Origin of the sequence: Flavobacterium sp. AED (genome assembly GCF_000812945.1) — a bacterium.
GTDB lineage: Bacteria > Bacteroidota > Bacteroidia > Flavobacteriales > Flavobacteriaceae > Flavobacterium.
Window position 1 is genome coordinate 280,752 of record NZ_JSYM01000002.1, and the last position, 23,055, is coordinate 303,806.

15 protein-coding genes are annotated in these 23,055 nt (G+C 32.5%); all 15 read left to right on the plus strand.

The window, feature by feature from the left end; genetic code table 11:
- The first annotated feature begins 290 nt into the window (after positions 1-290).
- The 15 genes from OA85_RS10450 (at position 291) to OA85_RS10525 (ending at position 23,053) form a co-directional block, all read left to right on the plus strand.
- Entirely contained in the window at positions 291-4,499 is a 4,209-nt protein-coding gene (locus OA85_RS10450; RefSeq protein ID WP_039109933.1) for a two-component regulator propeller domain-containing protein, read from the plus strand.
- A gap of 207 nt (positions 4,500-4,706) precedes the next feature.
- Entirely contained in the window at positions 4,707-7,772 is a 3,066-nt protein-coding gene (locus OA85_RS10455; RefSeq protein WP_197056073.1) for a TonB-dependent receptor, read from the plus strand.
- A gap of 24 nt (positions 7,773-7,796) precedes the next feature.
- Complete coding sequence (locus OA85_RS10460; protein ID WP_039109702.1) at positions 7,797-9,278, plus strand: RagB/SusD family nutrient uptake outer membrane protein; 1,482 nt, start codon at positions 7,797-7,799, stop codon at positions 9,276-9,278.
- A 330-nt stretch (positions 9,279-9,608) separates the two neighbouring features.
- Positions 9,609-10,667 carry a glycoside hydrolase family 130 protein gene (locus OA85_RS10465; RefSeq protein ID WP_039109703.1) on the plus strand — a complete coding sequence of 353 codons (1,059 nt, stop codon included), beginning with the start codon at positions 9,609-9,611 and terminating at the stop codon, positions 10,665-10,667.
- Entirely contained in the window at positions 10,667-11,956 is a 1,290-nt protein-coding gene (locus OA85_RS10470; RefSeq protein ID WP_039109704.1) for an MFS transporter, read from the plus strand. Before OA85_RS10465 ends, OA85_RS10470 begins: the two co-directional genes overlap by 1 nt.
- A 49-nt stretch (positions 11,957-12,005) precedes the next feature.
- A complete protein-coding gene (locus OA85_RS10475) occupies positions 12,006-13,730 on the plus strand; it encodes a hypothetical protein (RefSeq protein WP_052257213.1) in 1,725 nt (574 codons plus the stop codon).
- Between the two features lie 12 nt (positions 13,731-13,742).
- The gene (locus OA85_RS10480; protein ID WP_156129447.1) at positions 13,743-15,377 is read left to right on the plus strand and encodes an alpha-amylase family glycosyl hydrolase; all 1,635 of its coding nucleotides are present in this window, start codon (positions 13,743-13,745) and stop codon (positions 15,375-15,377) included.
- A gap of 44 nt (positions 15,378-15,421) precedes the next feature.
- Positions 15,422-15,937: a phosphoheptose isomerase gene (locus tag OA85_RS10485; protein ID WP_039109705.1), complete on the plus strand. Its 516-nt coding sequence runs from the start codon at positions 15,422-15,424 to the stop codon at positions 15,935-15,937.
- A gap of 376 nt (positions 15,938-16,313) precedes the next feature.
- Positions 16,314-18,065, plus strand: a complete 1,752-nt coding sequence (locus tag OA85_RS10490; protein WP_156129448.1) for a HAMP domain-containing sensor histidine kinase — start codon at positions 16,314-16,316, stop codon at positions 18,063-18,065.
- 106 nt (positions 18,066-18,171) lie between these two features.
- Complete coding sequence (locus OA85_RS10495) at positions 18,172-18,822, plus strand: response regulator transcription factor (protein WP_039109707.1); 651 nt, start codon at positions 18,172-18,174, stop codon at positions 18,820-18,822.
- A gap of 880 nt (positions 18,823-19,702) precedes the next feature.
- Entirely contained in the window at positions 19,703-21,217 is a 1,515-nt protein-coding gene (locus OA85_RS10505) for a PAS domain-containing protein (RefSeq protein ID WP_039109709.1), read from the plus strand.
- A 48-nt stretch (positions 21,218-21,265) separates the two neighbouring features.
- Complete coding sequence (locus OA85_RS10510) at positions 21,266-21,598, plus strand: YegP family protein (protein WP_039109710.1); 333 nt, start codon at positions 21,266-21,268, stop codon at positions 21,596-21,598.
- A 122-nt stretch (positions 21,599-21,720) separates the two neighbouring features.
- Positions 21,721-22,131, plus strand: coding sequence for a hypothetical protein (locus OA85_RS10515; RefSeq protein ID WP_039109711.1), 411 nt, complete (start codon positions 21,721-21,723; stop codon positions 22,129-22,131).
- Positions 22,132-22,133: 2 nt separating this feature from the next.
- On the plus strand, positions 22,134-22,466 hold the full coding sequence (locus OA85_RS10520) for a YegP family protein (RefSeq protein ID WP_039109712.1): 333 nt from the start codon (positions 22,134-22,136) through the stop codon (positions 22,464-22,466).
- A 110-nt stretch (positions 22,467-22,576) separates the two neighbouring features.
- Complete coding sequence (locus OA85_RS10525) at positions 22,577-23,053, plus strand: lipocalin family protein (protein WP_039109713.1); 477 nt, start codon at positions 22,577-22,579, stop codon at positions 23,051-23,053.
- Positions 23,054-23,055: the final 2 nt, after the last annotated feature.

The window sequence follows — 23,055 nt, forward strand, 5'->3', positions numbered from 1 at the left end:
AAGTCTTTAAATCATCAATTATAAGAAGCTTCCTATGGATTGCGACGCAAAGAGTGTTTTCGCTCTCTTTTATGCAAAATAGACAGTTGATAATTTTATTTTGAGAACTTTTATATATATTTGAGCACATTATAATTACATCGATTTCGTTTTATTCCTTTTTCTGTATCAAAGACAAGAACTTCCAAATAATTAGGAGAATCTTAAAAAACGAAAACAATCGATTCAATAGTATCAGCACGGTAGTATTGATTTCAGTATATCCAAAAACTCCAAAAACATTTATTCAATTGAAAATTAAAATTTTATTTATTGGTTTTATTTTTATGGGACTTGTCGCTTGTAACAATAAAGAAAAGACAGGGGCTTTAGATACACTGGAAACGCGAAGTTTCCAAGCAACTGCGAAAGGTGGTGTCCATATGGATAATGATAAACCACTTTTAGATTCATCCAAAACTGTTGATTTAAAATATTCATTGGAGCAATTAGATAACACGAAAGGATTATCTAATAGTTCCGTAAATACTATTTTTCAGGATTCCGAAAATTTGCTGTGGATAGGCACTTGGGATGGTCTAAATCGATATGATGGAAATAATTTCAAAATTTTCCGACCTGAATTAGACAATGAAAATAGCCTGAGCAATCAGGTAATCCTTAAAATAGATGAGGATAATACAGGACGAATTTGGATATTGACTATACATGGAATTAATCGGTATGATAAGAAAACCGGTATATTTCAGCAGTATTATTTTTCCAGAAAAAACAAGCCACCATTATCAGAATCAGAGTTTAATATGGCGCTGGATGCTTCAAAAAAAGTATTTTGTGCGGTTAAAGATTGGGGAATTGGTTACTTTGATGGAACTGAATTTCAAGTGTTGGAAACTAAAAATCTTTTGACAAAAGCAGTTAAAAAAATGGAATTCTCACCAACCGGAGAATTATTGGTCTTGTTTGAGAACAATGATCTTTATGCTTTGTCACTTAAAACTACAAATAATGGCAAAAAAATAATTTCAAAAGTAGCCTTGATTTCGAATAATATTCGAACATTTGGAATCGTATCAAATCAAAAAGTGTGTTTGATTTCGACAACAGGAAATGCTGTTTTACACTCTTTGGCAGATAAAAAAAATCAACTGCTTGCTGAGGATAAAATTAAAAATATCATAGGACACACTCCTGAAGGGCTTGTAATTTCAGGAAAATCAGGCTATTTTATTATTGATAATGCTGGAAATAGTGCCACTAAACCTTGGTTGAAATACTTGAACAACCAAAAAATAACAACATTAATACAAGGAAGTGAGAACGTACTTTGGACCGGTACTGATGGTGATGGATTGTTTAAAATGTACCCGCTAAAAAGGTCGTTTAATTTAATTTCTAAAGCACAAATTCCAGAATTGGATGGCGGTATTGTTCGGGCATTTTTGGAAGTGGAGGGGAATTCGTTTTGGGTTGGTACAAAAGGAAAAGGATTATTCCGTTTTCCTTCTAATTTTTATTTAAACCCAGAGAAACCGTTGCAATACACAACTTTTAATGAAAGTAACAGCCTTATCAATAACGCCGTATTTGCTTTAAGCAAAGGACAGGATGATTTGGTTTTTATAGGAACTGATGGCGATGGCATTACTGTTTTTGATTTAAAAAAAGCAAAATTAATCAATTGGTCAGCAATTGAAGGGAGTGAAAAATGGGATTATTTTAAGTCAATATATACTATTTATCAAGATAAAAAAGGATTTATTTGGCTTGGAACTAATGGTTATGGGATGATTCGTTGCAAAATAACCCGTTCCGGAGAAAAATTAAAAGTAACGGAATTCAAGAAATATTTGGCTGCCGATAACGAAAAGAATGCGTTAAGCAGTAATATTATTTTTTCAATACTTCCAAAGAATGAAAATCAGCTTTGGATTGGAACTCGTTTGGGGGGGCTGAGTTTATTTGACAAAGAATCGGGACAATTTCGTACTTATAAAAATATAAAGAATGACCCTAAAAGTCTATCCAATAATGATATATTGTGTTTGCAGACGGATGACCTAAATCGACTTTGGATAGGGACAAGCTTTGGTTTGAATTTACTGGAAAATATTAAAAATGACGGAAGCGCTGTATTTAAGAGTTTTACAGTCAAAGACGGACTTCCTAATAATACCATACATGGAATTGTTTCGGATAAAAAATCCAATTTATGGATTAGCACGAATTTTGGTTTATCAAATTTCAATCTTAATAAATCCAAATTTATCAATTACACCAAAAATGAAGGTCTTCAAAATAATGAATTTGCGGATGGGGCTTTCTATCAAGATTTGAAATCGGATTTTATTTTTATGGGCGGGATAAAAGGATTTAATTATTTTTTACCTCAAAAAATAAAAGAATCATCCGTTGTTCCAGATATTCTTATTGATAAAATTAGTGGACAAAATCAAGCGATCCCGTATTATCAAGGGTTAGTAATAGCGCCAAATGCGACTACGCATCCTTCTATAGTTTTAAATTACAATCAAAACTTTTTTGATATTGAATTAGCGGCTTTGACCTATGTCAATAGTGAAAAATGCAAGTATGCGTACCAATTGATGAATTTTGATAAAAATTGGAATTTCATCAGTAATCGAAGAACTATTTCCTTTACTAACGTACCCAAAGGGAATTACTCTTTGTGGATAAAATGGTCTAATAGTGATGGCGTTTGGAGCAAACCGGTTCATGCTATTGACATCCGGATTAAACCCATATTTTGGCAGTCTAATCTTGCCATTATCATCTATTCCGTACTATTTCTACTTTTTATATTGTTTGTGCTCAGTTATTACAAAAAACGTCAATCGTTAAGCCAAAATATACTTTTTCGAAAAAGAGAAGAAGAACTTCACGAAAATCGACTTACCTTTTTTACGAATGTTGCCCACGAATTTCAAACTCCTTTGACGTTGATTGTTGGACCTATTCAAAAGCTTTCGGAAACAACTAATCTCAGTGAAAGAAACCAAAAGTTCATACACATGATTCAAAGGAATTCGTCAAGGCTATTATTTCTAACACAGCAATTACTCGAATTCAGAAAAGCAGAATATGATTATTTAGAAGTAACGGCAAGGGAATTTGATCTGGTTAACTTGGTGGAGCAAATCGCCGAATTGTTTGACGAATGGGCGTTAGATAAAAACATCGATTATAATCTTGACATTCCATCAACATTGCCAGGATGGTTTGATAAAGATAAAATCGAGAAAATAGTATTTAACCTGATGTCTAATGCTTTCAAATATACTCCTGTAAATGGGAAAATTGAGCTTAAATTTCAGATTCAGGATTCAAAAACATTAAACATTACAATTGTAAACACAGGAAAAGGAATTCCAAAAGAGAAATTAGATTCCTTGTTTGATCGCTTTTTTCTTTCGGATACCAATGCAATAACGGAAAACGATATGTTTAGAACGGGTATCGGGCTGGCTTACATTAAAAAACTAGTTACTGTATTAAGAGGTGAAATCTTGGTTTCCAGTATTGCTGATGAAGAAACAACTTTTACTATTCTGGTGCCTTGCAGTAAAGAAGGATTTAGCGAAAAAGAATTGGATATTGAAATGAGTCCAGTTTTGATTTCGCATCATCTTAAAAATATTTTGGAAGAAATTCCGAGCAAGTCTGATGATACTCCCAATAAAATTTCATCACTTGAAGTGCTGGAAGACCATCGTAAAACGGTATTAATAGTCGAGGATGAGAAAGAGATTCACCTGTTCCTAAATGATTTATTAGGCGAGAAATATAAAATCATAGCTACTTATAATGGTGTAGAAGCCATAGAAGTTCTTGAAAATGTAATTCCGGATATTATTATCAGCGATGTCATGATGCCTTTGATGGATGGAGTGGAACTTTGTAAAAAAATCAAGACTGATATTAAAACTTGTCATATTCCGTTTATTATGCTTACCGCAAAAGATTCGGTTATCCATAGAATTGAAGGTTTAGAGAGTGGTGCGAATTCTTATATTCCGAAACCTTTTTATCCCGATCACTTATTAGTAAGGATTCAAAAATTGCTGGAAGAAAAAGAGCTGCTATTAAAACACTTTACACAAGATACACTAGTCGAAAATCTTTCTACGCTTCCCATAAATAATGAGGAAAAAGATTTTGTAAAAAGAGTGATAGAACTGATTCGTAAAAATATTGATGATGAAAATCTTCAAAGCTTATTTATTGAGAAAGAATTAGGTATCAGTAATTCGCAATTGTATCGAAAAGTCAAACAAATTTTTGGCTTTACTCCGGGGGATTTAATTAGAACCATACGATTGAAATTTGCCGCAGAACTTTTACGTAAGAATGTATTGACGGTTTCTGAGGTGTGTTACCAATCGGGGTTTAATAACCGTTCTTATTTCTACCGTGAGTTTAAAAAAATGTATAATACCACTCCAAAAAATTATCAGCTTAAATATAAAACTAAGGGATAGTTATTTTTTAAATAGCTACTAATCAGCATCTTTAATAGAGGTGTACACTTTTGAAGAAATAGTGTACACCTTTTTTTGTGCGCTCCAATTACTTTTATCAAATGATTTTTAAATCAGCTAAAAAAAACCATTAATGCATTTAATTAACCTAATTTTTATGAACATGAAAAAATTAACTCGAATTATTAATCAATTTAACACATCCCTATGATGAGAAAAAATATCATTTATAATATAGTTCTATTGTGGGCAATATTGTCAGGGAGCGCACTATGTGCTCAAACCGTTAAAGGTGTTGTTTCGGATAACAGTGGTCCTTTGCCACAAGTAAATATTACAGTAAAAGGAACAGCTATAAATACTGTTTCTGATTTTGATGGAAATTTCACCATTAATAAAGTAGATTCTAATGCCGTTTTAATTTTTAGTTATATAGGATATTTAACCAAAGAAATTCCGGTAAAAGGAAACAGTATTATCAATGCAATATTAACTAGTGATTCACAAAAACTAGATGAGGTTGTTGTTGTAGGGTACACCAGTCAAAAGAAAGCTTCTATAACAGGTGCAGTAAGCTCGGTTAATATGGATGATTTATCAAAAACCAGAGTTGCGGATGTTGGTCAAGCTTTGCAAGGACAAGTAGCAGGTGTTTTTGTTTCAGCCAATACAGGAGCTCCTGGTGATGGAATCAAAATTCGTATTCGTGGAGAAGGTACACTTGGAAATAATGACGTATTGTATGTGGTTGATGGAGTTCCTACGCGTGATATCTCTTTTCTTAATCAATCGGATGTGAAATCAATGTCCGTATTAAAGGATGCTGCGGCTGGAGCTATTTATGGTTCAAGAGCAGCAGGTGGTGTCGTTTTAATTACAACCAAAGGTGGTGTATCGGGGAAATCAAGTTTTGATGTTGATTATTACTCTGGAATTCACTTTGCCACTAATCTTCCTAAAATGTTGAATACAGATCAATATTTAACGGTAAAAGATCAAGCTTGGCATAATACAGCGGGAAATGCAGCATCGGCAATTAGTCCTTATGCAGCTGACAGAAGCAGAACTGATTTGGCAAACACCAATTGGCAAGATGAATTATTTACTACAGGAATATCTAAAAACTTCCAAGCTTCAGCAAGTGGTGGTTCTGACAAAGTACAATATTTAATTTCAGGAGGTTATTTTGGACAAGATGGTATTGTTGTGGAGAATAATGATAAATACCAACGCTTTAACTTTAGAACAAATGTAAACGCAAATCTTTCTGATCGTTTTAAAGTGGGGACTAATTTACAACTTAGCTATGCTAAACAAGATAAATTATCTTCCAGTGGTGATGCGCCGGGTATCATTCGTCATGCATTAATTCGTCCTCCGGTTTTGGGCGTTTACAAAGATGTAAATGATCCAACCTATTCTGCAAGTAATCCTTATACTGATTTGCCTTTTTACACAGGACCTAATGATGGTTGGAGTAAAAATTACGAGTATAGTTCAAACCCAATTGCAATTGTCCACTTTACAGATGACAAAAGAAATACATTTCAAACTTTTGGAAATTTATATGGCGAGTATGCATTCTTGGGTGATAAATCGTTAAAATTCAGAAGTAATTTAGGTGTTGATATTCAATTTTCGCATAACAAGAATTTTGGGGAAAATTTTGGAGACGCTAATATTAGCGATACTTCAAATCCATATTACGGTATGGGAAGAAATAACAGACCCAACAGTCTGAACGAAAATAGAGGTGAAGCAATGACTTTCACTTTCAGTAATACGTTGAATTACTTAAAAACGATTAATGAAAAACACACTATTAATTTATTGTTAGGAACAGAGAATATTACTAGTAAATCTTCAGCAATTGGAGGTAGTAGACAAAGTTTTGATAATACTACAGATCCTTTCAGATACCTTGATTATGGAAGTACAACGAACATTTATAGTTCAGGATCTGCCAGCAACTGGAGTTTATTATCCTTCTTTGCTTCGGGTACTTATGGTTATGCCAATAAATATTTTGTTACAAGCACCATGAGAGCTGATGCTTCTTCCAGATTTGGAGCGAATAATAAATGGGGTTATTTTCCATCTGTTTCCGGAGGTTGGGTAGTTTCTAAAGAGAGCTTTATGGAAAAAGTGGACTGGATATCCAATTTAAAATTGAGAGCAAGTTGGGGACAAAATGGAAATCAAGAAATACCTAATAATGCGTATCAAACAATTGTTGATGTAACTTCTGACCCACCTGGTGTAAAAAGATACGGAAATGAAGATATAAAATGGGAAACGACTACGCAAACTAACTTTGGGGTAGATTTAGGAATTTTGAAAAATAAATTATCCTTTACTGCCGATTATTTTACCAAAAAAACTTCAGATATATTATTGACTGTAGGTTTACCGGCAGTAGCAGTAGGGGTTATAGACAGAACTTTTGTAAATGCAGGAGAAGTAAGCAACAAAGGATTTGAATTTGGGTTGAATCTTCAAAACAATGACCATGCATTTAAATACAATGTAAATGCGAACATTGCTACTTTGACCAATAGAGTAAATAAACTTCAAACATTTGTAAAAAACATTACTGATGATGCTACACATACAAAAACGGAAGTAGGGCAGCCAATAAGTTCTTATTATGGTTTCCAATTTGATGGTATTTATCAAAATGCTGCGGAAGTAAGCAGTACTTTATTTGCAAATGCTAATGGAACGCAACCTGGAGACATCAAGTTTAAAGATTTAAATGGCGATGGTCAGATTAATGCTGATGACAGAACTTTTATTGGTAACCCAATTCCAAAAGTAACCTATGGTTTTGCTTTTTCCAGTTCGTATAAAAACTTTGATTTCTCCTTTTTATTACAAGGGGTACAAGGAGTGGATCGCTATAATGATTTGAAACAAATCTTGGACTACGATAGCCGTCCTTTCAATTCAACAACGGCGGTATTGAATAGCTGGCATGGAGAAGGAACAAGTAACACAACGCCTAGACTAACTTTTAACAATAATGGTGGTGGAAATGTATCAAGTGTTTTTGTTGAAGATGCTTCTTACCTGAGATTAAAAAATCTTGAAATTGGATACACTTTTAATACTGAAATAGCTGGGATTAAATACCTGCGTTTGTACGCATCAGGTCAAAACTTATTTACAGTAACTAAATACACAGGCTTAGATCCAGAATCTACTTCATTGATTGACAAAGGAACCTATCCTCAGTCTAAATCATTTATTTTAGGAATAAAAGTTAAACTTTAAATAAAAAATTAAAAAATATAAATTATGAAAAATTTATTTAAAACGGGTATTCTATTGGGCTTGTTGTCATTGGCGAGTTGTCAAGACGAACTTACGCAAGACCCAATTGGATTAACAACGTTGGAGCAGGCAAATACGACTCCAACATTAAACACATTGGAAAAATCGGTGAGTTCATCGTACCAATTGCTTTCCAACAGATTGAATATTTTGGCCGAATGGGATTGGGGTGGAGGTCTAGTTTTTCAAAATGATTACATCATGCAAGACATCGCATCGGATGATATGGAGAAAAAATGGTCTTCTGATGGGGATCAACCTTGGATAGACGAAATTAATAATTTCACATTTACGTCTACTAATGGAGGACCAAACGGTTTGTGGAAATATGATTACGAAGGAATTAAAAGAATTAATGCCGCAATAGAATTATTGACAAAAGCGGATATTGAAACGGTTACCGGAATCACTGCTGCAAGAAAAAACCAATTGTTGGGTGAAGCTTATTTCTTAAGATCATACTACTATTTTTCTTTGGTAACTAATTTTGGTGATGTGCCTTTAATTCTGGCACCGGTAAAAACATATCAGGAAGCTTTTGATGTTGCAGTGAGAGCTGATAAAGGATTGGTTTGGGATAAAATAAAATCAGATTTGGTTTTAGCAAAAGCATTGTTACCAAATTCTAAATATTCTTCTCCAACAGAAAAATGGAGAGTTTCTAAAGGTGCTGTTATTGCACTTCAGGCAAAAGCGGCTTTGTATACGGAAAAATGGACTGAGGTTCCTACTTTAGTTGATGAGTTAGCTGGACTTGGGTTCAGTTTGAATGCTAATTATTTCGATAGTTTCAGTACCTCTAAAGAATATACTGATAATGAAGTTATTTTTTCTTACGATCATCAATCCAATGCAACGCCAAGAAAAGGTAATGGAATTTGTGCTCCTTTGGGATGGGGATTCTTTGCTCCAAGTACTAATTTCTTAAATTCATTTGAACCAAATGATCCAAGAAAATTATACACAGTAGATGCAGCCAATCAGAATGTGAATAAAATGTTAGGTAGTTTAGATGGTGCCAATAAAGGGAATGATGATGCGCCTACAAATAAAGTATATATGCGCTATGCAGATGCCCTGCTTTGGAAAGCTGAAGCACTTAATGAAACAGGAAATTATTCAGGAGCGATTGCTATTATCAATCAAATTAGAGCCAGAGCAAGAACTACTGTAACGGCATTAGGAACAATTCCTCCAGTAGGAACTTTGCCAGACAGAGTAGCTTCTACAGATAAAGCGACTATAAAAGGTTGGTTAATTTCAGAAAGAAGAGCGGAACTTGGTTTCGAAAATCAAAGAATGTTGGATTTAAAAAGATGGGGAATTGCTAAAGCAGTTATGACAGCTCATGGAAAAAGTTTCCAAGACAAACACATGTTGTATCCAATCCCTCAATCAGAAATTGATGCTTCAGCAGGTACTTTGACACAAAATCCAGGGTATTAATGTTTTAATTAAAGTGGTTTGGTTTAATTAATATCCCCCTGAGAAGTAGCAGTTGAATTTAAAAAAGATTGCTACTTCTCTATTTTTATATTTTGAATTAATTTCTGATAATTAAAAGTAAAATCTAAACTCATAACGCATACACACGAATTTCATAAATCTGTACCATTTTTTTAAGTCTAATGGAAATTGATTTTCATTATATATATCTGTAAATAAATAGAATAGTTGTAAATTTTATGAATAAATTTACTGTTAAACTACTCCTTTCCGTATGTAGAAATGGATTTGGACTTAAAAAAAAAACTAAAAAACTAAAAATAGAATAGCATGAAAGATATTGCAAAACGTTTTATACAAAATCCATTATTATCTCCAGCAGATTTACCAGCCAGTAGAGAAGGTTTACAAATTACCTGTCTTCTTAATCCGGGTGTATTTCAATTTAAAGGGAAAACATGGTTGATTGTTCGCGTAGCCGAAAGACCGGAACAAAAAGAGAATATCATTTCTTTTCCTATTTTAACGGAAACAGGAGCTATTAAAATCATCGAAATTTCTACGGATGACCCGGAATTAGACGCAAGTGATGCCAGAGTCATTAATTATAAAGGAGTTGATTATTTAACTACTTTATCTCACCTGCGATTATTGTGTAGCGATGATGGGCACCATTTCTATGAACCGGAGAATTATCCGTCTTTAGTTGGTGAAGGAATGTTGGAAACATTTGGAGTTGAAGATTGTAGGGTAACTTTTCTTGAAAATAAATATTACCTTACCTATACCGCAGTTTCCGATAATGGAGTAGGAGTAGGTTTACGCACCACAACGGATTGGAAAAATTTTGAATCACACGGAATGATGCTGCCTCCTCACAATAAGGATTGTGCCATTTTTGACGAAAAAATTAATGGTCTGTATTACGCTTTACACCGCCCGAGTAGTGTTGATATTGGAGGAAATTATATTTGGATCACTTCCTCTCCAGATGGACTTCACTGGGGAAATCATCATTGTATTATTAAAACAAGGGCCGGTTTATGGGATAGTAAAAGAGTGGGTGCAGGAGCTGCTCCCATAAAAACAGAAAAAGGCTGGTTGTCTATTTATCATGGAGCGAATGCAGCACATCAATATTGCTTAGGGGCTTTTTTAATGGATTTAGAAAATCCAACAAAAGTAATTGCTCGAACAGAAGACCCTATTATGGTACCTACCGCAACCTATGAGTTGACTGGATTTTTTGGAAATGTAGTATTTACTAACGGGCATGTAATACATCCTGATGGCGATACTGTTACCATTTATTACGGTGCTTCGGATGAGTTTGTTTGTGGTGCGGAGTTTTCTATCAAAGACATTTATTCACTTTTAAAATTTAACTAATGTTCAAGAAACTAAAAACAGAAATTGGTCATTTTAAAAGTCAGACCCACAATTTTCAAATACTGGTGCTTACAAATCTGGTCTATGCCATCGTTTTGCCTGTTATAGATATTTTTGTGGCTGCTTATGTGATGAGAAGTTCCAATGATCCCGTAAAAGTGGTGATTTATCAGCTTACTATTTACACAGGAATTCCGCTTACTTTTTTATTGAATGGCTATTTGTTGAAGCATTTTAACATTAGAAAATTATATTCGGCGGGAATGATGCTCAGCGGAGTTTCCATGATGATTATGATGTCGTTGAAAACACTCGATTTAGTAGGGATTGGATTTGCTGGAATTACTATGGGACTGTCTTTTGGTTTTTATTGGTCTAACCGAGATTATTTGGCATTAGCCATTACCAATGATACGAATCGAAATTATTATTATGGTTTAGAAACTTTTTTCTATACCATTATAGCAGTTATCATTCCTATTACTATTGGTTGGTTTATTGAATCAAGTGGAGACGAAGCACAGATACATACAGCCTATTTAATCATTACGGGAATCGTGTTTTTAGTGACTGTTGCGGCATCTATAGTTTGTTTTAGAGGAACATTTAAAAACCCGGAACAGAAACAATATGTGTTTTTTAAATTTCATCAGTTATGGTATAAACTGCTGTCCTTATCTTTGTTGAAAGGATTGGTACAAGGTTTTTTGGTAACAGCGCCAGCAATGCTTATTATGTTGTTGTTAGGTAAAGAAGGAGCATTAGGAACGGCACAGTCTATTGGAGCAATAATTGCAGCGGTAATTATGTATGTTTTAGGAAGGCTTTCTAAACCATCAGATCGTATAAAAATATTTACTGCCGGTTTGTCTTTATTTGCTTTAGGAGCTGTAATCAATGCTTTTTTATTCAATCAAACAGGCGTAATTTTATTTATCTTATTGTTACTGATTGCAAAACCATTAATGGATTTGGCGTATTTTCCAATCCAATTTAAAGTAATTGATATTGTTTCAAAAATAGAAAAGAGAGGTGAGTTTGCTTATATTCTAAATCATGAAGCGGGTTTGTTTGTAGGTCGATTTTTGGGTGCTGGAACATTTCTTGTTTTGGCTTATGCCATCTCTACTGAAATTGCGTTGCGATACGCTATTGTAATTGTTGCCGTATTGCAGTTAAGTTCTATTTATGTTGCCAAAAAAATTATTGCAGAAGGAAAATTGCTTTCACCGGAGGAAACAGAAATTGATGTCAAAGTACTGAATGAAGTAGCAGAAAAATTGGTGTAATAAAACGGTTATTATTTAAAATATAGTGACAACTAAATAAAAATAAGAAATGAATACTATTTTCAAAATCACTTTCGCAGGCCTGTTTTTTATCCTTTTCGGAATAAATGGAACAGCCCAAGTTAAACAACAAAAAATAGCTCGTGTGGATCAAATGCCCAACTTGCCAAAACCATTGCAAATCATCGATTATAAAAAACTGGCGCTCCGTTTTGATAGTACCGTATTTGATTTCAATGCCAAAGGAAAATTTTGGCCTATGGTATGGATAGACAGTAGTAAAAAGAATTTTCCTCAAGATGTTGTAGGAATGTACACTGCAGTTGGAGATGTAAGACAAGGAAAAAATAATAAAGGGATGTTTCATGAAGCTTTGGCAACTATGGGAGCCACATTAGGAGCTAGTTTGGTGGGAATAGACAAAAGCAAACAACAAAATCTGGACTATGTTGGAATGCTTAAAAACTATTATAATAAAGAAGCGGGTTGGGATATTATGATGAATAATACGTGTCCGGAAGTTGCTTTATTAGGCGGTGGTTATGGACGTGACTGGTGGTACGATGTATATCCGAATCTCTTGTTTTATGCCGTTTATGACAAATATCCTAAAGAACCGGGTTTTAAGGAAATCGCTAAAAGTATCGCAGAAAAATTTTTCAAGGCGGATTCTATATTGAATGGGAATTATGATTATTCCTATTTTGATTATGGCAAAATGAAACCCATGAAAAATAACATCTGTGCGCAGCCGGATGCAGCAGCCGGTCATGCCTGGGTTTTGTATGCAGCGTATAAAAAGTTTGGTGATCCAAGATATTTAAAAGGAGCGATGAGTGCATTAACTGCACTAGAATCGCAACCCATAAATCCTACCTACGAATTATTAATGCCTTTTGGAGCTTATTTATCGGCAAGAATAAATGCGGAGCAAGGGAAGCAGTATGACACTAATAAAATGTTGGGTTGGAGCTTTGACGGAACCGCTGTATGTCGAGAAGGATGGGGCGTATTAGTAGGGAACTGGAATGGAATTGATATTTCAGGAATTGTGGGCAGCACGGTAGATCATGGTGGTTACGGATTTTTAATGAACACTTATGATGCGGCATGGCCATTAGTTCCTATGGTTCGATACGATCAATCGTATGCCACGGCAATTGGTAAATGGATGTTGAATGCAGCAAATGCCTCCCGTTTTTTTTACCCGCAATACATGCCGGATGAGCATGAAACGAATCCTGAACTGGCTGAAGTTTCAAAAGGAGTAATCGGTTACGAAGGCATGATTCGTCAATCCAGTTATAAAGAGCATGAACATTTAAAAGGTCCCGTGGCACAAGGTGACGGACCACTTTGGGTACTTGGAGAAAATCCAAAGGAATCTCAATTCAGTGTTTATGGAAGCGGACACGCAGGTATTTTTGGAAGTATTATCCGTGCAACTGATGTTACAGGAATATTACAATTGAATTTATTGGCGACTGATTTTTATCATGATAAAGCCTACCCGTCTTTTTTATACTATAATCCGTATACCACTGATAAAACAGTTTCTATAACTGTCGAAAAAGGAAAAAAAGTAGATTTGTATAATACGGTATCGGGACGTTTTGTAGCCCGAAATGTTGCTGCTGCTGCTAAAATAAAGATTGCACCAGAAAGTGCAGCAGTAATTGTTTGTGTCCCATCAGGCGGTAAAATCACGCAGCAAGGCACTAAAATGTTGGTGAATGGTATTGTGGTGGATTATAAGTTTCAACAGAAAAAATAAAAGGATTTGCTTATGAAATCGAGCATAATGATTATTGCGCTACTTTCTTTTTTTATGTTGAATAGTAGCTCAATGGCCGCACAAAATACCCAGAACTCACAAAAATGGTGGAAAGAATCGGTCTTTTATCAAATCTATATGCCCAGTTATGCGGATAGCAATGGGGATGGATATGGCGATTTTAAAGGAATGACTGATAAGTTGGATTATTTGAAATCATTGGGAATAAAAGGAGTCTGGCTCACGCCATTTCTTACTTCTCCAAAAGTAGATAACGGTTATGATATTGCTAATTATTACGAGGTAGATCCCACTTACGGCAGTAAAGAGGATTTTGATACTTTTTTGAAGGAAGCCCATAAAAGAGGAATCAAAGTAATTATGGATATGGTGCTGAATCATACTTCTACGGAATGCAAATGGTTTCAGGAATCCCGGAAATCAATTGACAATCCGTATCGGGATTATTACATCTGGAAAGATAAACCCAACAATTGGGAATCTTTCTTTGGCGGAACAGCCTGGCAAAAAGACACTGTAACCAACCAATACTACTATCATAAGTTTGATAAAAAAATGGCTGATCTCAACTGGTCCAATCCTAAAGTGGTTGCTGAGGTTCAAAAAGTGCTTCGATTTTGGTTGGATACAGGTGTGGATGGATTTCGATTGGATGTGATTAATTTTTTAAACACCAACGGGATTACAGCTGATAATCCTGTCAAAGACGGACTGCAAGTACATAGCAATGACATTGATCAAGAAGGTGTGAAAAATGCCATGCGAATTATAAAATCGACCGTAAACGAGTATGATAATCGTTTCATTGTTGGCGAAATAGGAAGTGACAAAATTGAAGTCTTGAAGCAATACCAATCGCAAGATTTATTGGATGTTGTTTTTAATTTCAACTTTGGAAGCATCAAAACATTTTCTTCGCAGCGTATTTTTGAGGAATTGCAAAGTATGGAAAAAAACATGAGCAATTATCCCACTTTGTTTTTTGGAAGTCATGATATGCCCAGAATGATGGACCGATTAGCCAATGGGAATCCTGATAAAGGGTTGGCATTAGCGGCCTTGATGCTTACCGCAAAAGGAGTTCCGTTTGTGTATTACGGAGAAGAAATTGGTATGCATAATAGTATTGCCAAGAACTGGAAAGAAATAGTAGATATCCAAGGAAGAACCCATTATGATTTGGCTTTAGCCAAAGGTAAAAATCCTGATGAAGCACTTGTTGAAGGGAATGAGCACAACCGTGATAAATCTCGAAGTCCAATGCAATGGAATGGCAATGCTTTTGCAGGATTTTCAACTGAAAAAACTTGGATAAAAATTAATCCGGATTATAGTCAAGTCAATGTTCATGATTTAATGAACAAAGAAAATTCTATTCTAAACAACTACAAAAAATTGATTGCGTTACGGAATAATGAAAAAGTGTTACAATATGGAAAATATGACCTATTAGAGCATCATGATAATCAAATTTTGTTTACCCGATCTTTTGAAGGAGACAAAATCACTGTAATCATTAACTTTGGCTTAGCAAAAGAAATCAGGCTTCCAAAAGGAGCAAAAATCCTGATGGGAAATCCAAAATTGAAATCCAATGATTTTATTATATATAGAAACCTGCAGTAGCATCAATTAGATCAACCGAATAATTACTTTTTAAAACAATAAAAATGAATCTGAACATACCTGATACTTTAGAAAAAAGTGCTGTTTTTGAACAAATTGCAGCAGCTCTAAAACAAGAAAATTTTACCGTTATAAAACAAGATGAAACGCGTCCTTGGGGAGGTTTTTTTGTGATTGACGAAAGTCAGGCGCCAGCCTTTGCCGCTAAATTTTTTCCACAACTTGAAATGGAAACAATTAAAATTACCAATAAGCTAAGTCCGAAAATTTTGGTAGTTGCCCCAAATAAACGGTTGTCATGGCAATTTCACCATCGCAGAGCAGAAATATGGAAAATACTCTCTGGAATTGTTGGGGTAAAAACTAGTTTGACAGATGAAGAAGGTGAACTTAAAAAACTGGCTCCGGGTACTTTTATCCAAATGGACAAAGGAGAACGTCATCGCTTGATAGGTCTAGATTCGTGGGGAATAGTAGCCGAGATTTGGCAACATACTGACCCTGAAAATCCTTCTGATGAAGAGGATATTGTTCGTTTGCAAGATGACTTCGGCAGATAAAAAAAATGTTTTGAAAGATTGTGCCAAATTCTCATTTACCTTTTCACAATTCATTTACGGCATTAAATTTCAATTAAATAATTCAAATTTTAAGAATATTAGAAAACTTCATGTAGAACAAATTCTACATGAAGTTTTCTAATGTTCTACAGTATGTTATTTTTAAGCTAGTTATTTTTGTAGTCAATTATTTTGTATAAAGGAAAAAATAAATACAAATTTCAGCGTAAAATGAATGGTATTGAAATATGTTTTTTGTGTTTTTATTAATTAAAAATATTATATTTATGTAATCTCTATCTTAAAAACACTAAATATAATTTCTGAGTTGGGATTTTATCTTAACTCATTTTTTTATTTAAATAAACAATAAATTTTGATTAGAAAATACTTTATATCGAATACCTTTTTATCGAAAAGATTAAAATTTGAACATAGGAAAGTTGCTCATTACACCTTGTTGACATGCGTTATTTTTTTGCAGGTTATAGTCGTTATAATTTGGTATAATGAAACAGCAAATGAAACTAAAGTTTCAAAAGCTTTTGATGATATATCGTCTTCAAATAAAATAGCAAAATTTACAAATAAGGTAAATAATTCTCTTCTTAACTCTCAAGAACACTTCAATAATTACATTAATTATAAAGATGAGGTTTCGTTAAAAAAATATTTGGTTTCATTGCATGAAATGAGTTCCTTGATTGACAGCCTTAATATGGTTGCTAAAGATAATAAGGACTTTAAAAAGATATTGATTAAAAAAAATAATGCTGAGACAGATATTTTTGCTTTAAAAATGTCAATTGATTCCATTATTGACAAACAAATTAGCCCAAATCACGACGATGTTTCCAAGCTTTTTAAATTTAATAAGTTCGGATTCAAAAAAATATTGGATAGTATTAAAACGGACACTTACATGAAGGTGGATAGTGTTTCTCGAAAAGGATTGATTTCAAGATTAGGAGATGCGTTTACGGGAAGATATAGGGTGCAAAAAGAGCAGTTAAATACGGTTGTCACTATGCAATATAAGGATAAAGTTTTATCTGGTAGTATAGAAGAGCAAATAGCAAATGCATTTTTGACAACCAACAAATATTACGAAAATGAATTTAATAACTTGAAAAAGTCGTTTTTAAGTCTAAGAAATAAAGACTTGAATTTAATTGCACTTAATAATGAATTATTAAATTTAGGTCAAAATGTATTGCCAAATTACAGTAATTCTGCAAATTTACTTCAAACAGATGGCCAAAAGGATTTATTAAATCAATATCAATCAAATAAAACAGTTAGAAATTATACCATAATAATACTGATAGTATTAATGTTTATTATCTCAATTATACTTTTGAGTTTTACACGCTTGGCGTTTGAGTATGAAAAAAGATTAACCATTGCCCAAAATCAAATACGTCAAAGTTTGAATTTTAAAAATAGGATTATGGGTATGATAAGCCATGAAATTAGGTCACCGTTAAATATAATATCTATTTATAGCAAAAAAGTAAGTGCTTCAGTTAAAGATATTGAGATAAAAGATACTTTTAAATCAATTCAGTTTACTACAAATTCATTACTTCTTTTGGCGAATCAAATCTTAGAATATTCTAAAGATGAAAATCATAAACCTAAATTAAAAAATAAAAATTTTCATTTAAAAACAGAAATAGATCAAATAATCTCCGCTATGACTTCATTAGTGAAGACTAAAGAAAATAAAATAAAAGTAAATTCTAATTTAAATTCAGATTCGGAAGTATATTCAGATGCGACAAAAATTCATCAACTCTTTTACAATATAATCGGGAATGCTAATAAGTTTACCACAAAGGGATTAATAGCGATTACTATTGATTTAGAGCCTATTTCGGATTACGAAATGAATTTAAAAGTTGAAGTTCAGGATAATGGAATTGGTATTGCAGAAAATGATTTGAAAAATATATTCGAATCCTATTATCAAGGAACAGTCTCTGAAAAAGTTAATGATTTAGGTGTTGGTTTAGGACTAAATCTTTGCAAAGAAATAGTTGAATTATTTGATGGGGATATTAGTGTTGAAAGTCAAGAAGGTAAAGGTACTAAGATCACATTTAATTTGATATTAAGTCACATTTAAAATAGAAACACGAAAATTTTATTTTTTATTTTAAGTAGTAATGGTAAACTATTTGATAATTTATTACCGCACTTATGCATAACGATTTTAATTTATTTAATAAAAAATGAAATTATCAAATAACTATTCTTTTTTAATTGCGGATGACCATAGTGTTGTTAGGCAAGGTGTTGCATTGCTAATTAAAGAGTTGTTTTTAAATGCTAAAATTAGTCAGTCCGGGACTTTTAAAGATACTTTTGAAGTATTAAAAGATACTAAGATTGATTTACTGGTTTTAGATATCAATTTTCCGGACGGTAATAGTTTGAATATTATTACTGAGATTAAAAATATTCAACCGGATATTAAAATTTTAATATTTTCGGCCTACGATGAAGACATTTATGCCATGCGATACTTGAATGCAGGTGCTTCGGGATATTTAAATAAAGGCAGCTCAGAAGAAGAGATGAAGCAAGCATTAACCAGCATGATTTTATCAGGAAAATATATAACGCAAAATATTAAAGATAGAATTCTAGACTCTTATATTTCAAAAACACCCATTAATCCATTAGAACAATTGTCTAATAGAGAAGTAGAGGTTGCCAGATTATTGATTAAAGGATATGGAAATTTAGAAATATCAGAGCTATTGAAAATTAAAAAGACCACCGTTAGTACGTTTAAAAACAGAGTTTTTGAAAAGCTGGAAATTGATAATTTACCTGCTTTAATAGAACTTTTTCACTTATACTTTGAGGATAGTAAATAGTTTATAGTTGCTGTTTTTCAAAATCTGCTTTTTTTATTACCATAATTCAATAACTACTTATTTTATCCAATAGTAGTTATTGAATTTTTTATTTACTACATAAAATTATTCTTACTACCAGGTATTTTTTTTGTAGAAATAATTCTACACGGCATTGTTAGATATTCTACGAACTATTGATTTTGTTGGGGTTACATTTGCAATATCAGAAGTGGTAGTTGCAGTAACCTCTGATTTTATTGAGGTGTTTTGAAATAATAATTAGCAAGTTTATTAGCAGATTTTAATTCATACAATTACAGAAAGCATGAAGTGGTGGTAATTTATAAAGTCTAAAAAAATACAAAAAAATGAATGAAAAAACTATTGGAAGTTATATTCTAATAATCCGTTGGTTAGTGTCTTTTGTTTTGGATAATTATAATTTACGTTGTTTAATTCAAAATAATAAATGTATCAAAAAGTAATTTTTGGATTGTTTTTTTGCCTAGTTGGAATACTTTGTATTGATTTTGTTTCTGATTTATTTGTAATGGGTTTTACGTATTATTTACTGTCTCTATTTTTTTTGGGATTAGGAATTGTAGTTTATCCGTTGGATTTTAAGTTTAGGTTCAAAACCGATTTTATGTTTCTTCCGCTGATAGGGTTAGCTATGGCCAACTTTATAAATTTGTTTTTTTTTGCTGATTTTTCATTGAAAATAAATTGCGTTAATATACTAGCAGGGATAGGTGGGGTTTTATTGGGTGTCTTTCGGAAAAAGATTAAGTAGAGGAGAAAATTTTTCCATTTAATCGGAGCTATTAAAATATTTCATTTTAAAAAGATTGATTGTAATTTTTTTGTGGTGATTGGAACTTTTTAAAACTAAAAAAATATGAAATCTGATTTTTATAATACAGATGATTCTATGCATACAAGTGATTTTTATAAAAAATTATTTAAAGAATTATCTGAAAAAATTTTCGTGTTTACGGTTTCTTCAGACAATCATTTTCATAGTCCATTAGTGAGTGAATCGATATGTGAGATGTTCGAATTGTCAAATAATATTATTTCAGATACTATTATGTCTTTTTTTTATAATAGTATCTATAAGGACGATAAAATTAAAGTACTGCGTTTTCTTATCGGTTCCAGAAAGATTGAAAAAAAAGGAGATTTAGAATTTAGAAGTGTATTACCTAAAAGAGGATTGTGTTGGTTTAAGGTGTTTTTTAAAACAGAATTGCATTCAGATGGGAGTATTGTTTTTTTGGGGAATGTTTTAGATATAACAGATTTTAAAGTGCAACAGTTGCAACTTGAAATCTCGGATAGACGTTTTCGTTTTGCAATGGAAGCTTCAACATCAGGTGTTTGGGATTGGGACTTGCAAACAAATAGCGTTTTTTATTCCTCACAATCTTTAAAAATATTAGAACAAGAATCTACAGATATTTTTGATAATCCGGAACGATGGGATCAGATTGTACATCCGGATGATTTAAAAAAATATTATGCTACGATTCAAAATCATTTTGAAAATAAAACTCCATTTTATGAAAATTTGCATCGTGTTTTAACGTCAAGTGGAAAATACAAATGGATTCTTGACAGAGGAAAAGTCATAGAAAGAAGCCCTGATGGGAAGCCCTTAAGAGTAATAGGGACCCATACAGATATTTCTTCGCAGAAGGAAAAAGAATTAGAATTAATCAGCGCAATGGAATTATACAGCGAACACAATAGTCGGTTATTGAATTTTTCCCATACCGTTTCCCATAATTTAAATTCACATGCTGGAAATATTAAATTGCTGCTGGACATGATTGATTTAGAAGAAAATTCTCTTGAGAATACAGAAACTTTAGGGTATTTAAGAACTGTTTCTGATGATTTGAATGAAACAATAGCTAATTTATCCCAAATAGTGAATATTCAGAATAATTTGAATGTCATAAAAGAGCCTTTGGATTTGAATCTGTATTTGAAAAAAAACAGCAACATAATTAGTGGTTATAACCATGAAAATAAAGCGAGAATTATAAATAATGTTGCTAAGGGAGCTATTGTCACTTTTAATCCTGCTTATCTGGAAAGTGTTTTGTTGAATTTTAGTACAAATGCAATAAAATATGCACATCCCGATAGATTTCCGATAATTGAGTTTAATTTTTTTGTAGAAAATGAAAAGAAAGTATTAACCATAACGGATAACGGTTTAGGGATTGATTTAGAAAAATATGGGGATTTATTATTTGGGATGTACAAAACATTTCATACCCATGAAAAGGCCCATGGAATAGGTTTATATATTGCAAAAAACCAAATTGAATCTATGAATGGCAAAGTAAGTGTAGAGAGTAAAGTAGGAGTAGGAACTACTTTTAAAATTATTTTTAGTGACTGAATAATAATTAAATCAGAAATAAATAACATAAAAACGATTAATGTTAAAATGGAAAAATTTGTAATTAGCAAAAAAGCAACTGGCGAGTTTCAATTTGATTTTATAGATAAGAAAGGAAATATACTTCTTAGGAGTGGAAGTTACACAAGAAAAACGATGTGTATAAACGGTATCGAATCCGTAAAACGCAACTCACAGGATAACTCAAAGTTTAATCGCAAAAGATCTCCAAATGACGAACCTTATTTTAACCTGAAATCCTTCAACGGAAAAATTCTAGGAATAAGTCAAATCTTTGAAGATAAATCTTCGCGAGATAACAGTATTGAATCCCTAAAAAGTAAAGCGCTAGATGCACCCATTGAAGATCAATCAAAGTGATCATTATCCAATGAAATTTATTATAATGAAACGGAGTATAAATTGATTTTAATCAAATTATTCGGGGATAATTGTAAAAAGAGGTTAAGGTAGAATTTATACCAAATTAAATAAATTCGATCATGATAAATAGGACGTTAGAGCAAATTTTGGTTTATGATAAACAACATTATTTTGCCAGATTTTTAAAATATGAATTTAATAAAAATTTTGATTTTCAAAAGTTTAAAAAGAATGAGAACTTAAATGACATAGAAAAGAAGTTTTCAATCGTTGTTTTTGTGGTGTATTCAGAAGCAGATTTATTTGATTTTGTTGAAGTGTATAAAATGGGAGTTCAAATCTTAGTATGTACTTATAATAAAGAAATATTGAACAAAATGAAAAATGTAAGTAATATAATTTTATTTGATATCTCAATAACAAAATTAGAAATGGTAAAGGAATTGCGTCATTTTTTTTACCGAACCACATCTCCACATAAACAAATTCAAAATAGTAAAAACATAAAAAACTTAAAACAATCAATTTAAAAATGGGAAAATTTGTAATTACCAAAAGAACAAACGGGGAGTTTCAGTTCAATTTAACAGCCAATAATGGTCAAACAATTCTTAGCAGTGAAGGTTACACGACAAAACCTAATTGTGAAAAAGGAATTGAATCTGTGAAGCGTAATTCACAGGATGATTCAAAGTTTGATTGCAAAATAGCTTCAAATGGTAAGCCTTATTTTAATCTGAAAGCTACCAATGGTCAAATAATCGGCACAAGTCAGCTATATGAGAGCGAAGCTTCACGTGATAATGGAATTGCATCCGTAAAAACGAATGCTCCTGAAGCAATTATTGATGACAGGACAAATTAATCAAATAATGAAAAAGCACATTTCAATTCTTGATTTGTGTACTAACATATCTATTTTCAATAAAGCAATGCTATGTTTTGTTGAATTTTAATTTATTAAATTTTAAATGCATGAAGAAAATCATTTTATTATGTGCTGTCTCTTTTTTGATAGTTGCATGTAAGTCAACCTCAGTTACAAATGCAAAATTAGACAGACCTTCTCAAGTTGCAATGAAAGGGAATTGGGAAATCACTAATGTTATTTATCCCGGCTCAGACTATATTAAAGTTAATTCGTTTGATCTTGCTGATTCAAAATGCTTTGAAGGAAGCCAATGGAAATTTATTTCGAATAACAACAAAGGGAATATGACATTGAATAGCCCTAATTGTACCGCTTATAGTTCAGCTATAACTTGGTTTGTAAATAAAGAAGGACAGTTTGTTATGAAGATTTTAGATGAAGGTTTAAAATCAAAAAAAGTGAGAACTGGATTTGTTTTAGGTATTGCTAATCAGTCTGAAAACTCTTTTCAGTTAATTGATAAAATAGCTGTTGGAGAAAAACTCACTGATGTTGTTTATCAATTTAAAAAAATTAACTAATA